Source organism: Actinoplanes sp. NPDC051537 (genome assembly GCF_055586105.1).
In genome coordinates this window covers 813,138-825,663 of sequence record NZ_JBVJIU010000001.1, presented here as the reverse complement: position 1 = coordinate 825,663, position 12,526 = coordinate 813,138, and the positions used below count along the sequence as shown (strand labels likewise).

9 protein-coding genes are annotated in these 12,526 nt (G+C 74.5%); 3 read left to right on the top strand and 6 right to left on the bottom strand.

The genetic code is table 11. The annotated features are described in order from the left end of the window. Window positions 1-272: 272 nt before the first annotated feature. Both ACZ6TB_RS03920 and ACZ6TB_RS03915 read right to left on the bottom strand, forming a co-directional pair. Window positions 273-875 carry a response regulator gene (locus ACZ6TB_RS03920; protein WP_465550300.1) on the bottom strand — a complete coding sequence of 201 codons (603 nt, stop codon included), beginning with the start codon at window positions 873-875 and terminating at the stop codon, window positions 273-275. Between the two features lie 4 nt (window positions 876-879). Next, window positions 880-2,034: a GAF domain-containing sensor histidine kinase gene (locus ACZ6TB_RS03915; protein WP_465550255.1), complete on the bottom strand. Its 1,155-nt coding sequence runs from the start codon at window positions 2,032-2,034 to the stop codon at window positions 880-882. Window positions 2,035-2,133: 99 nt separating this feature from the next. On the opposite strand from ACZ6TB_RS03915, the gene ACZ6TB_RS03910 reads away from it, so the two are divergent. Together ACZ6TB_RS03910 and ACZ6TB_RS03905 are read left to right on the top strand one after the other, a co-directional pair. Continuing rightward, window positions 2,134-2,850: an SDR family NAD(P)-dependent oxidoreductase gene (locus tag ACZ6TB_RS03910; protein WP_465550253.1), complete on the top strand. Its 717-nt coding sequence runs from the start codon at window positions 2,134-2,136 to the stop codon at window positions 2,848-2,850. Further along, entirely contained in the window at window positions 2,847-3,884 is a 1,038-nt protein-coding gene (locus tag ACZ6TB_RS03905) for an S-adenosylmethionine:tRNA ribosyltransferase-isomerase (protein WP_465550251.1), read from the top strand. Before ACZ6TB_RS03910 ends, ACZ6TB_RS03905 begins: the two co-directional genes overlap by 4 nt. A gap of 45 nt (window positions 3,885-3,929) precedes the next feature. Here ACZ6TB_RS03905 and ACZ6TB_RS03900 read toward each other — a convergent pair whose 3' ends face one another. Then, on the bottom strand, window positions 3,930-7,109 hold the full coding sequence (locus ACZ6TB_RS03900) for an AfsR/SARP family transcriptional regulator (RefSeq protein ID WP_465550249.1): 3,180 nt from the start codon (window positions 7,107-7,109) through the stop codon (window positions 3,930-3,932). A 74-nt stretch (window positions 7,110-7,183) separates the two neighbouring features. Between ACZ6TB_RS03900 and ACZ6TB_RS03895 the strand changes: the two genes are divergently transcribed. Then, window positions 7,184-7,774: an SGNH/GDSL hydrolase family protein gene (locus ACZ6TB_RS03895; protein WP_465550247.1), complete on the top strand. Its 591-nt coding sequence runs from the start codon at window positions 7,184-7,186 to the stop codon at window positions 7,772-7,774. Here ACZ6TB_RS03895 and ACZ6TB_RS03890 read toward each other — a convergent pair. The 3 genes from ACZ6TB_RS03890 to ACZ6TB_RS03880 are packed head-to-tail and all read right to left on the bottom strand — an operon-like array spanning window position 7,759 to window position 12,526. Next, window positions 7,759-9,612: a beta-L-arabinofuranosidase domain-containing protein gene (locus tag ACZ6TB_RS03890; RefSeq protein WP_465550245.1), complete on the bottom strand. Its 1,854-nt coding sequence runs from the start codon at window positions 9,610-9,612 to the stop codon at window positions 7,759-7,761. The genes ACZ6TB_RS03895 and ACZ6TB_RS03890 overlap by 16 nt on opposite strands. Further along, the gene (locus tag ACZ6TB_RS03885; protein WP_465550243.1) at window positions 9,609-11,237 is read right to left on the bottom strand and encodes a hypothetical protein; all 1,629 of its coding nucleotides are present in this window, start codon (window positions 11,235-11,237) and stop codon (window positions 9,609-9,611) included. The genes ACZ6TB_RS03890 and ACZ6TB_RS03885 overlap by 4 nt, the downstream gene beginning before the upstream one ends. 11 nt (window positions 11,238-11,248) lie before the next feature. Beyond that, the gene (locus tag ACZ6TB_RS03880; protein ID WP_465550241.1) at window positions 11,249-12,526 is read right to left on the bottom strand and encodes an ABC transporter substrate-binding protein; all 1,278 of its coding nucleotides are present in this window, start codon (window positions 12,524-12,526) and stop codon (window positions 11,249-11,251) included.

Sequence of the window (12,526 nt, the reverse complement as noted above, 5' to 3'; positions counted from 1 at the left end):
CCCGCGCCGCGCCCATCCCGCGCCGCGCCGATCCCGCGCCGCGCCGATCCCGCGCCGCGCCCATCCCGCGCCGCGCCCATCCCGCGCCGCGCCCATCCCGCGCCGCGCCCATCCCGCGCCGCGCCGATCCCGCGCCGCGCCGATCCCGCGCCGCGCCCATCCCGCGCCGCGCCCATCCCGCGCCGCGCCCAGCCCGCGCCGCGCCCATCCCGCGCTGCGCCCATCCCGCGCTGCGCCCATCCCGCGCCGCGCCCAGCCCGCGCCCGCCGCGCTCACTCCGACAGCCCGGTGCGGACCGCATAGAGCGCCGCCTGGGTGCGGTCGGCCAGGCCCAGCTTGAGCAGGATGCTCGACACGTGCGTCTTGACCGTCTTCTCCGCCACCAGCAACGCCCGGGCGATCTCGCGATTTGACCTCCCTTCGGCCAGCAGGGTCAGCACGTCCCGCTCGCGGGCCGTCAGCGGCGACGGCGGCGCGTTCGTCAGCGTGGCCGCGGCGTCGGGATCGAGCAGCAGATGCCCCGCCGCGACCGAGCGGACCGCGGCGACCAGTGCCTCGGGGTCGACGTCCTTCGACAGGTAGCCCCGCGCCCCCGCCCGGATCGCCGGGACCAGCCGGTCGGTGAAGCTCGTGACCACCAGCACCCGGCACGCCAGCCCCCGCCGCCGAACCTCGTGCAGGACCTCGACCCCGTCCATCCCCGGCAGCAGCATGTCGAGCAGCACGACGTCGGGCTCGGTCTCGGCGATCAGATCGAGCGCGGCCGGCCCGTCGGCGGCCTCCCCGGCGACCTCCAGCCCGTCCGCCAGCTCGAGAAAGGTGCGCAGCCCTCGCCGTACGGCCGGATGGTCATCGACGATCAGCACCCGCGTCATCTGTTCAGGCGGGCTCACCGGGCACCTCCAATCGCACCACCGTGCCGGCGCCCGGGGTCGACCGCACCGTCGCGGCGCCCTTGATCGAGTGGGCCCTCTCCCGCAGCGAGCGCAGGCCCAGGCTCCGGCCCGCGCGCACCACCGCACCCACGTCGAACCCGGCGCCGTCGTCGATCACCTCGAGCACCGCCCCGGCGTCGCCCTGCCGGGACAGGCTCACCTCGATCGTCGCGGCCTTCGCATGCCGGACCGCGTTGTGCAACGCCTCCTGCGCCACCCGCAGCACCACCGTCTGCTGGGCCACGGGCAACGACGGTGGATCGTGCTCGCGATAGCTCACCCGGGGACCGCCGGCTCCGCCGTACGCCCGGTCGAGAATTTGCACTTGTTTTCGCAGCACCGAAGGCAGGCCGTCCTCCGCGAGCCGGGCCGGCCGCAGCTCCAGCACCGCCGCGTGCAGCTCCTCGGCCGCCTCCCGGGCCAGCGTCGCCACCTCGGCCATCTGGTCGCGCGCCGCCGCCGGATCGCGGTCGATCAGCAGACCGGCCGCCTGCGCCGTCAGCCGCAGCCCGAACAACCGCTGCGCCACCGCGTCGTGCAGGTCGTGCGCGATGCGGGCCCGCTCCTCGGCGATGGTGAGCTCGCGGTTGCGCGCGTAGAGCCGGGCGTGGGTCAGCGCGATCGCGGCGTGCGCGGCCAGCACGCCGACCAGCTCCTCGTCGGACTCGGTGAAACCGCCCGTCTTGTTGGCCAGATAGAGAGCGCCGAGGATCTCGTCGCCGCTGACGACCGGCACGCCCAGGAACGCCTCGAGCACCGGATGGGCGGCCGGCCACCAGGCGAACCGCGGATCGGCCCGGATGTCGGGCAGCCGCTGGGCGTGCGGCTCGTGCAACATGACGGCGAGGAACCCGTGCTGCCGGGGCAGTGGGCCGATCGCCGCGCGCACCTCGTCGCTGACACCGGACACCACGAACTCGGCGAACGAGCCATCATCGTCGGGCACGCCGAGCGCCGCGTACTCCGCGCCGGCGAGCTCGCGGGTGGTGTCGACTATCGTCTGCAGCACCTCGGGCACCGTGAGCTGGTCGCTGACCGCGAGAACAGCCGCGGACAGGCGACGTGCGGTGCGGAGCTCGTCGCGGCCCGGGGTCGTCATCGGCCCACCATAGAGCGGCCGGGCCGGGCTGACATCAGACCACGGTCTTAAGACCACGGTCCGATGCGCAACGGGTACGCGGCGCGGCAGAGTCGTGGCATGACAACGCCGAAGCAGCAGGTAGCAGTGATCACCGGTGCCTCTCGTGGCCTGGGTCTGGCCCTCGCCGAGGGGCTCGCCCGCGACGGGTGGCAGCTCGTGGTGAACGCGCGCACCGGCCCCGATCTGGAAGCCGCCGCCGAGCATCTGAGACGCCTGACCACGGTGACGGCCATCGCCGGCGACGTGGTCGACGACGATCATCGGTTCGAGCTCGCGGCCGCCGCCGATCGGCTGGGCGGCGCCGACCTGCTGGTCAACAACGCGTCCACGCTCGGTGGCAGCCCGCCGCCGGCGCTGGCATCCTTCCCGCTGCCGGCGCTGCTCGACACGTTCGAGGTCAACGTGCTGGCGCCGATCGCGCTCACCCAGCTGCTCCTGCCGCAGTTGCGCCGGTCGGGGTCGGGCGCGGTGCTGAACGTGAGCTCGGACGCGGCCGTCGAGGCGTACGCGGGATGGGGTGGTTATGGGGCCGCGAAGGCCGCGCTCGACCATGCGAGCCGGGTGCTCGCCCTCGAGGAGACCGGCCTGCGCGTGTGGGCGGTGGATCCCGGTGACCTGCGGACCCGGTTGCAACAGGAGGCGTTTCCGGGCGAGGACATCTCCGACCGGCCGCTGCCCGAGACCGTCGTGCCGCACCTGCTGGGGCTGCTGCGGGACCGTCCACCGTCGGGCCGCTACGTCGCGTCCGCCCTGGTTCCGGTGGGGGCGCGATGACGGCGACCCTCGACTTCCACCTTCCCGACGAGCTCGCGGCGAAAGAGCCGGTAGAGGCACACGGTCAAAAGCGTGATGACGTACGTCTATTGCTGAGCCGTGGCTCGACGGTGACCCACCATCGGTTCCGCGAGCTGCCCCGCCTGCTCGACGCCGGCGACCTCGTCGTGGTGAACAACTCGGCCACGATGCCGGCCGCCCTCGACGCCCGTCTCGACGACGGGACGCCGCTGGTCGTGCACGTCTCGACCGAGCGCTCCGACGGCACGTGGCTGGTCGAGCCGCGGCGGCCGGTCGCGGGCACCACCGCGCCGTTCCCGCCCGCCGGCGACGGCCCGGCGCGGGCCGGTCTGCGTCTGCACATCGACGGGGGTGCGCTGACGCTGCTGAGCCCGTACACGGCGCGGCTGTGGTCGGCGCGGGCCGACGTGCCCGGCCCGATGACCGCCTATTTGGCCGGGCACGGGCGGCCGATCCGATATTCGTACACCGATCGCGACTGGCCGCTGGAGACGTATCAGAACGCCTACGCCACCGAGCCGGGCAGCGCCGAGATGCCGAGCGCGGGTCGTCCGCTGACCGGCCGGGTGCTGGCCGAGCTGGCCGGGCGAGGCATTCTGGTCGCGCCGATCACGCTGCACACAGGGGTGGCCTCGGCCGAGGTGGACGAGCCGCCGTACCCGGAGTGGTTCGCCGTGCCGGAGACGACCGCGCGCCTGATCGGGTCGGTGCGCGCGGCCGGCGGGCGGGTCGTCGCGGTCGGCACCACGGTGGTGCGGGCGCTCGAGTCCGCGGTGGACCTGGCCGGGCGGGTGCGGGCGGCGAGCGGCTGGACCGACCTGGTGATCGGCCCGGAGCGCCGCGTCCGCGCCGTCGACGGGCTGCTGACCGGCCTGCACGAGCCGCGGGCCTCGCACCTGCGGATGCTCTCGGCGATCGCCGGCGAGGAGGCGCTGCGGGCGGCCTACGACGAGGCGTTGAGGGGGCGATATCTGTGGCACGAGTTCGGGGATGTGCACCTGCTCCTGCCATGACCGGCCGTGGCCTCGGTCAAGCCTGGCCGGAAGGGGCGCCCTCGGTTAGGCCCGGCTAGGAAGGGCGGCCAGGTCGGCCGCGACCTCGATCGCCTCGAAGGCGTCGATGCGCCGGAGGATCTCGAGGGCGGTGCGCAGCTGGGCGGCGGCCTCACGGGGGTGTCCGCTCGCGGCGAAGCAGGCGCCGAAGCCGGCCAGGGCGAGGCCCCGGTCGAACGGGCTGGGCACCCGGGCGGCCAGCGCCAGGGCCTCGCGGTGGTCGGCCATGGCCCGGTCGAGGTCGCCGCGGAGGCGGTGGAGGGCGCCGAGCTCGTTGAGGGCCCAGGCCTCGCCGCTTCGGTTGTGGATCTCGCGGTTGAGCAGGAGGGACTCGTTCAGGGCGGTTGCGGCGGCGGGCAGGTCACCGGTTCGGCGCAGGGCCGAGCCCAGGTAGAGAAGGGCGGTGGACTGGCCTACGGGATGGTCCAGGCGGCGGTGGCTGTCGAGGGCGGCGCGCAGTGTCCGGACGGCGTCGGGATAGTCGCCGGCGCTTGCGGCGACGCGGCCCAGGTCGTTGCGGGTCAGGGCCTCGCCGAGGCGGGCGTCCAGGCCGCGGTAGCGGGAGAGCGCCTCGGTCAGCAGCGCGCGGGCCTCGGCGAAGTCGCCGGTGCGGCCGTGGGCGATGCCGAGGATGCGCAGGGCGTAGGCCTCGCCGGGGCGGTCGCCGAGCGTGCGGTAGCGGGCTAGCGCCTCCCGGAGCACGTCCTGGGCGCCGTGGAAGTCGGAGGTCATGCCCCGGGCCACGCCCAGCTCGACCAGGGCGCCGGCCTCGCCGGGGCCGTCGCCCAGGGTTCGGTAGATGCCGGCCGCGCGGGCCAGCAACGGCATCGCGTCGGTGTAGCCGGCCGCGCGGGAGAGCGCCTTCGCCAGCGCGGTGAGGGCGTTGGCCTCGCCGAGCGGGCTGCCGTGCGTGCGGTAGGCGGCGAGCGCCTCGCGGGCGTCGCGGGCCGCGCCGGAGTAGTCGCCGGTGAGCCGGCGCATGGTGGCCAGGTCGACGAGGGCGTTCGGGCGGTCGATGCCGGCCGCGAGCTCGGCGGCGGTGTGGTGGCGGGTGAGGGCCTCGTTCCAGGGGCCGTCGCGGCGCAGGAGCTCGGCGAGGCCGGCGGTGAGGGCGACGACGCGGTCCGGGTCGCGCGGCTCCTCCGGTGACGCCGCGGAATCGCTCGCGGTGGAGAGGCAGGCGAGGAGGTTGCTTCGCTCGGCGCGCAGCCAGGCCAGGGCCTCGGGCGGGCCGGCCGCGAAGGGAGGAGGCGGCGACGGCGCGGCGGCATCGGGGGAAGCGGGGAGCGGGAGCGTCGCGGTGCCCGCCGGAGAAGGAGAAGCCGCAGGGCGGCGGTGGCGGGCGATGGCGGCGTTCGCGGCGGTGGCGTGGGCTGCGTAGAAGTCCAGCAGGCGGATCCGGGCCGCCGGGTCGGGAGTGGCCAGGGACCGGGCGTAGCTGCGGATCAGGTCGTGCATGGTGTAGCGGCGCCGGGCGATCTCGATCAGGAGGCTGTCGGAGTGCAGGGCGTCGAGGGCGGCCACCGCGACGGGGACGGGGATGCCGGCCAGGGCGGCCGTCGCCGACGGTTCCAGCTCGGTGCCGGGGTGCTGGGCCAGCAGGCGGAAGAAGCTCTGGTGGGCGGCGGGCAGGTGGCGGTAGGAGAGGTCGAACGCGGCGGCGATGCTGGTCTGTTCGGCGGTGGCGGCGAGGAGGCGCTCCCGGGTTTCGCGCAGGAGGTCGGCGATGGTCCAGCCGGGGTGGCGATGCAGCAGGCGGGCGAGGAGGGCGACGGCCAGCGGGAGGTGACCGCAGGCCGCGACCAGGCCGGTCGGGTCGCCGGCCCCGGCGGGAGCCAGGCGGCGGAACATCTCGCCCGCGTCGTCGGTGGGGAGGACGTCCAGCGAGAGCGGCAGGGCGCCGGACGGGAGGTCGCCCAGGAAGCGGCGGCTGGTGATCAGCGTCAGGCCACCCTCGGCGGCCGGCAGCAACGGGATCACCTGCGAGCTGGCGGCGGCGTTGTCCAGGACCGTGAGGGTGCGGCGGCCGGACTGGCGCGACCGCCACAGGGCGGAGCGGGCCTCCACACCGGACGGCAGGCGGCGCGGGTCGAGGCCGTCGGCGGCGAGCAGCGTGGCCAGGACGTCGGCAGGGTCGGCCGGCGGGCGGCCGGTGGTGTGGCCGTGCAGGTTGACGAAGAACTGGCCATCGGGAAGGGCCGCGCGCAGGCGGTGGGCCACGTGCACGACGAGGGCCGTCTTGCCGACGCCGGGCATGCCCGACACGGAGAGGACACCAGGCACGCCCGACACGGGGAGGACACCGGGCACGCCTGACCCGGGGAGGACACCGGGCACGCCCGACACGGGGAGGACGCCGGGCATGCCCGGCACGGGGAGGACGCCAGGCTCGACCGCGACGGAGAGGACGCCGGGCACGCCCGCGAAGGAAAGGAGGCGGGCGATCTCCGCGCGCCGGCCGGTGAACGTGCTGGTGTCGGCCGGCAGTGAGCTCGGCGCGGCGGGGCGCAGCAGGGCGCGGTGCAGGGTCTGCAGCTCGGGGCCGGGCTCGGTGCCCAGCTCGCGCGCGAGGTGGCGGCGTACGGCGGCCCAGCGGTCCAGGGCCTCGGCGGTCCGGCCGGCCCGGTGCAGCGCCGCGATGTAGGCCGCGGCCAGCGGCTCGGCCAACGGGTGCTCGTCCAGCAACGGGCGCAGGCGGTCGATCACCGCCGCGGGCCGGTCGGCGGCTTGGCGGGCCGCCCACGCCACCGTCACGTCGAGGCGGCGCTGCTCGAGACGGTCGCGGGTGCGGGACACCCACTCGCCGGCGAGGTCGGCCAGGGCCGGGCCCGGCGGCCAGAGCGCGAGCGCCGCGTCCAGGTCACCGGCGGCGACCAGGTGCTCGAAGTGGTGCAGGTCGACGCGGAGCGGGTCGAGGTCGAGGGCGTAGCCGCCGGAGCGGCGGGTCAGGGTGGCGGCCGAGTCGAGGGCGCGGCGCAGGCGGGCCACATAGCTGTAGACGACACCGCGGGCATCCCGTGGCGGGGACTCGGCCCACACCCGGTCGATCAGCGTGTCGAGCGGCACCGGGCGGCCGGCCTCGACCGCGAGGACGGCCAGGACCGTACGCTGCCGCGCCGGCCCCAGCCGCACGTCGGTTCCGTCGACGCGCAGCTCCATCGGCCCCAGCAACCGCAAGCGGACCACGCATCGCACTCTACGAGCCGTCGGAAAAGCGAGCCGTCAGAAATCTTCAAGACCGGCCGCCTACGGTCGCCGGCATGACAAATGACCAGGCAATACGCCGCATCGCGGTGCTGGGGGACAGCATCGCCGTCCATCGGGGCGACGAGGTCGACGGCTATCCGACAGAGATCTGGGCCGAGCAGCTCGCGGGCACGCTCGCCCCGGACGAATACCTCAACCTCGGCGTCTCGGGGGCACGCGCCGCGGAGATCCGGGCCGGCCAGCTCGAGCCGGCGCTGGCGTTCCGCCCGGATCTGGCGATCGTCGCGGCCGGCGCCAACGACGCGGCCCGGCGCGACTTCCGGGCCGACGTCGTGGGCGCGGACCTGGCCGCCATGCTGACGCCGCTGGCGAACGGCGGCGCGATGGTGGTGACCTTCGGGTGCTTCGATCTGAGTGCCACGCTCGGCGCCGAGGCCGCCGGCCGGCTGCGGGCGCTCGGCGATCTCACCGAGCGGCTCACCCGCGAGCTCGGCGGTGTCCACCTCGACTTCTCCGGGCATCCGGCCTCGCGGGAGGGGCTGGTCGGCGCCGACGGCCTGCACATCAACGCGCGGGGACACGCCCTGGTGGCGGCCACCCTGCTCGAAGCCTTGGCAGCAGAGTCCCTTCATTCGGGGCGGTAGTCCTCGGTACCCGGTCCGGGGACGGCGACCGGCATCTCGGAAATGCGAAGGCGGGCGCAGCCGTACGGCAGGAGCCGCACATCGTGCATCGGCAGGTACGCGGTGACCGGGCTGTCCGGCAGCGGCCCGGCCGACGCCCCGTCGAGCCCCCAGCCCGGCAGCGGCGCGCCCTTGGCGTGCACGACGACGGGCGCGCCGGCGGCCGTGAACGGCACCTCGGACACCGGACGGCGCTCGATCCGCCAGCCGTCGACGCCGCCCGGCGCGTCCCGCCACAGCCCGAGGTTCCACCACGCGCGCGGCGTGATCTCCCACTCGGCGAGGCCGGGCGCGCCGGCCACCGGCCGCCAGTTCTCGCCGACCGCCAGGGCCAGCACGAGCGGGCCGAGGCGCACCCCGACCGCGCCCCGGTCGCGGGGAACGATCCGCGGCCGCATCGGCAGCCGCAGCGTGACCTCGTCGCCGGCCCGCCACGTGCGGCGGACCGTCACGTAGCCGTGGTCGTCGGGACCGACGGGGACGGCGTGACCGGCGACGACGAGCTCGGGCGAGTCGCACCACGCCGGGATCCGCAGCAGCAGCGGGAATGAGGAAGGCCCGGCCGCGTCGACGGTGATCCGGACGTCCTCCTCGAACGGGTACTCGGTGCGCACGGAGAGCCGCGCGGACGGGGTCTCGACCGTGCACGGGGCGTAGGCCACGGCGGCCAGACCACCGTCGGCCGTGCCCATCCACAGCGACCGGGCGAGCTTCGGCCAGCCCTGGTGCAGGTTGGCGGTGCAGCAGCCGAAATGCGGTTCGAGCCCGAAAATGTTGGCGTCGTCGCCGCTGAACGTCCACCCGCGCGCCGCCACGCTCACCAGCACCTGGTTGGCCTGCTGGTGGTACTGGTGGGCGAGCATCCGCGGGTCGCAGGCGGCGGCCAGCAGGTTGTACGCCACCTGCTCGAGCAGGTCGCCATAGCGGCCGTCGGCGAAGATGCGGGCGGTCTGCTCGAGGCTGAACATGAGCTCGACGACCTGGCAGGTCTCGACGCCGTGGTGCGGGTCGCGGCCGGCCAGCCACTCGTCGCCGGAGAAGACGCCGTGCACCAGGCCGTGCTTGTCGTCGAGGGCGCCGAGCATCGCCGCCAGGCGGTCCCGGTGTCGATCGGAGCCGTTCACCGCGTACGCGATCGCCTCCGTCTTCAATCCCATCGCGACGTTGACGCCGTGGGTGAGGTGGTCGAAGACGGCGGCCGGCTCGCCGGTCAGCTCGCCGGTGAGGAACGCGTGCCAGTCGGCGGTCTGGTCGAGCAGCAGCCGGGCGAGGGCGAGCAGGTCGTCGTCGCCGGTGCGCTCGTGCAGCCAGAGCACCGGCAGCACGTTGTCGGCGCCGCGGACCCGGCCCCAGTCCCGCAGCGGGCGCCCGGGCAGATGCGCACGCTGGTAGGCGAAGTAGCGCTCGAGGAACGGCGGAACGCGCGGGTCGCCGGTCGCGTCGGCGTGCTGGACGAGCACCTTGAGGGCGACCATCCGCGGCCACCAGTCGTCGTTGCCGGGCGGACCGAACCAGCCGTCCGGCCGCTGGCTGCCGAGCACCGCCTCGACCCACTTGCGGGCCTTGGCCTCCAGCGCCGGATCGCCGAGCAGATAGGCCAGCGGCAGCAGGCCGTCGAGGTAGTAGGGCCCGCGTTCCCAGTCCTCGCCGTCGCCGCCGAGCCAGGCGCTGTCCGGTCCGACGTCGGGCCAGATCTCGTCGAGCCGGCCGGTCAGCCCGGCGGCCTGGAGTCGAAGCTGGTCGAGCAGCCAGCCGGCGGGCCGCACGGCCCCCAACGGCAACTCGGTGAACCCGCTCACCGCGACCGTCCTTCCAGGAACTTCCCGGCGTAGTCCCGCGCGTCCTGCAGGATCAGCGCGACGCGGTCGGGGGCGGCGTCGAGCGTGTCGTCGACGACGGTGAGCGTGGGCAGGACGCCCTCGCGGACCGGCAGCCGCCAGTGCGCGTTGTACCCGGCCTCGTGGCAGCCGGTCGAGCCGTGCGCCGGGTCGCCGAGGCAGACGTGGCCGAAGGACCGGTTGCCGGCCGTGAACAGCGCCGGGTCGGGCCGGTCGTGGAAGGTCGGCACGGTGTCCCGGTGGCCGGTCTGCACCAGCGGGATGATGCCGCCGAGCGCGTCGAACCACGCCTCCCCGGCGATCGCCAGCTCCGGCGCGCCGGCCCGGATCTCCTCGACCAGCAGCCGCAGGCCCTCGGTGGTGCTGCCGCGCGGGTCGTTGCCGTACATGGCGGAGATGTCGAGGAAGGCGGCGTCGAACCCGTACTCGTGGTGCAGCGCGACGATCTGCCCGGCCAGGTGCCGCCGCCAGGGCGCGAAGGCCGGGTTGATCAGGGCGCCCCAGCCGTGGTCGAAGTGCCGGGACGCGTCCCAGTCGACCGATCCGGCCGCCGCGTGCCCGCTCGCCGCCAGCAGTTGCCCCGGCGCCGCCCAGGCCTCGAAGCCGGGCAGGTCGCGCGAGGCCACGTTGGCCCCGAACATCGGCATCACCCGGGCGCCGAGCTCGTGCGTGCCCTCGATCAGCCGCCGGAAGCCGGCCTCGCCGCCCAGCCGCTCGTCCGCACCGTACCGGCCGTACCAGCGGTAATAGCGGCCCTCCCAGCCCGGCAGGTAGGCGAGGACGTGCTCGGGGTCGATCTGCTCGGCCAGCCGGCGCAGCGTGCCGAGCATGCCGTCGTAGTCGAGGAAGACGCGGCCGGTGAAGTGCATGCCGTTCAACGAGACGACCAGGGCGGTGCGCCGCAGCCAGCCGGGCACGTCCGGCCGGTCGTTCCAATCCGGGAGGTCGTACGCCGCCCGGATGTGCGCGGTGTGCGCTGCCTGCACGGCGGCCAGGTCGCCGGCCCGGCGCAGTTCCCAGGCGGGCACGGCGAGGGTGGTGCCGGGGCGGGCCGCGTCGGCGTCGAGGATCAGCTCGAGGTCGCAGACGGCCGGGTCGGCGAAGTGCGGCACGATCGCGAACCGCTTGGCCCGCACCTCGCGGTCCTCGCTGCGCGCCACCGTGACCGTGCCGTCCGGCCGGCGCAGGCCGAGCAGCGGCGTCGCCAGGTCGAACCAGCCGTTCGGGTAGCCGACGACCCGGCCGGCGGCGGGCACCGGCAGGTCGTCCTCGCGCAGGCCGGTGACGTCGCCGGTGGGCTGGTCGTGCAGGACGACGGCGACGCAGCGGATGCTGTCGGCGTGCGACACGTCGGCCTCGACCCGGACGGTCTCGCCGTCGTCGGTGATGCGCAGGGTGGCCCGGCCGGGCGAGCGCTGCTGGCCGCCGGCCCAGGAGAGCAGGTCGCAGGTGACGGTCGTGCCGTCGCGGACGACCGCCTCGCCGGCGAGCCCGTAGACGTTCTCGGCGGTGTGTATCCGTACGCTGATCGGCCCGGCCGAGGTCACGAAGCGCGGATGGTCCCACCGGAAGCTCAGATCTTGCATCGTGTTTCCCTTCAGGAGGCGAGACGGCTGTCGAAGCCGTCCTCGCCCTTGCCGATCGCCTGCTGCGGGTTGCCGGCGAACACCCAGTCCCGGATGACCTGGAGGTAGGGGCCGGTCGGGTCGATGAACAGCGAGTTGTACTTGGCGGTGACCGGCACCTTGGCCTGGGCGATCAGCTTGTTGGCGGCGAGCAGCCGGGGCTCGGCCTGGGTGTACGTGTTGTCGGCCGTGTCGGAGCGGACGGTGAGCTGGCCGGTCTTGGCGACGACGGTCTTCTGCACCTCGTCGCTCATGCTCCAGGCGATGAAGTCCCACGCGGTCTTCGCGTTCTTGGCGCCCTTCGAGACGCCGATGACGTCGCCGCCGAGGAACGCCGAGGTGCCCGCGGTGCCCGGGATCGGCGTGACGCCGAAGTCGAGCCCCTTCTGTGCCTTGTAGACACTGACCGCGAAGCTGCCGAGCGCGACCATGCCGATCTTGCCGGACTGGAACCCGGTCAGCCAGGTCGCGCCGTTGTCGTCCTTGGCGGCCGGCGGCATCAGCTTCTCGTCCCACATGGTCTTGTGCGCGTTCAGCGCGGCCGCCACGGCCGGGTCGCTCAGGGTGGCCTTCGTCCCGTCGGCGTTCATGATGTCGCCGCCGCTGGCCCAGATGTAGGGCAACAGGGTGTACGCATTGCAGCCCGCGCAGTTGCCGGCGAAGTAGAAGCCGTACTTCCCGCCCCCGAGCGCCGTGATCTTGCGGGCGTCGGCGACGACCTCGTCGAGGGTCGCGGGCGGCGTCGCCGGGTCGAGGCCGGCCTCGGTGAACAGCTTCTTGTTGTAGTAGAGCATCGAGACGTCGAGCTGGTGCGGCAGCGCGTAGATCTTGCCGTCGACGGTGCTGACCTGGACGCCGGCCGGGGCCAGGGCGTCCTTGTAGGGCAGCGCGTCCACCTCGGCGGTGATGTCGGTCAGCAGGTGCTGGCCGGTCAGCGCCTTCACGTTGGCGATGTCGACGGCGGCCAGGTCGGGGGCGTCGCCGCTGCGGACGGCCTGGACGTACTTCTGCACGTACTGCGCGTCGGGCACGGTCAGCATCGTGATCTTGCGGTCGGGGTGCTCCTGGTTCCAGGCCGCGACCAGCGCCTTGTCCAGGGGCTCGTCGGCGGCCCGCACCCAGAGGGTGGCCGGGCCCGAGCCGGTCAGCCCGGCCGGGGCCGCCGCATCGGTCGAATCGGTGTTGCCGCAGGCCGCGAGGCCCACGGTGAGCAGGGCGGCCAGCGATATCCGGGCAGCAAGGGACGACAT

What these genes read in the sequence shown, in the direction of transcription:
- ACZ6TB_RS03895 (WP_465550247.1), top strand. Translation starts at nt 7,184, where the DNA reads ATGACAAATGACCAGGCAATACGCCGCATCGCGGTGCTGGGGGACAGC.
- ACZ6TB_RS03905 (WP_465550251.1), top strand. Translation starts at nt 2,847, where the DNA reads ATGACGGCGACCCTCGACTTCCACCTTCCCGACGAGCTCGCGGCGAAA.
- ACZ6TB_RS03885 (WP_465550243.1), bottom strand. Translation starts at nt 11,237, where the DNA reads ATGCAAGATCTGAGCTTCCGGTGGGACCATCCGCGCTTCGTGACCTCG.
- ACZ6TB_RS03880 (WP_465550241.1), bottom strand. Translation starts at nt 12,526, where the DNA reads ATGTCGTCCCTTGCTGCCCGGATATCGCTGGCCGCCCTGCTCACCGTG.
- ACZ6TB_RS03920 (WP_465550300.1), bottom strand. Translation starts at nt 875, where the DNA reads ATGACGCGGGTGCTGATCGTCGATGACCATCCGGCCGTACGGCGAGGG.
- ACZ6TB_RS03915 (WP_465550255.1), bottom strand. Translation starts at nt 2,034, where the DNA reads ATGACGACCCCGGGCCGCGACGAGCTCCGCACCGCACGTCGCCTGTCC.
- ACZ6TB_RS03910 (WP_465550253.1), top strand. Translation starts at nt 2,134, where the DNA reads ATGACAACGCCGAAGCAGCAGGTAGCAGTGATCACCGGTGCCTCTCGT.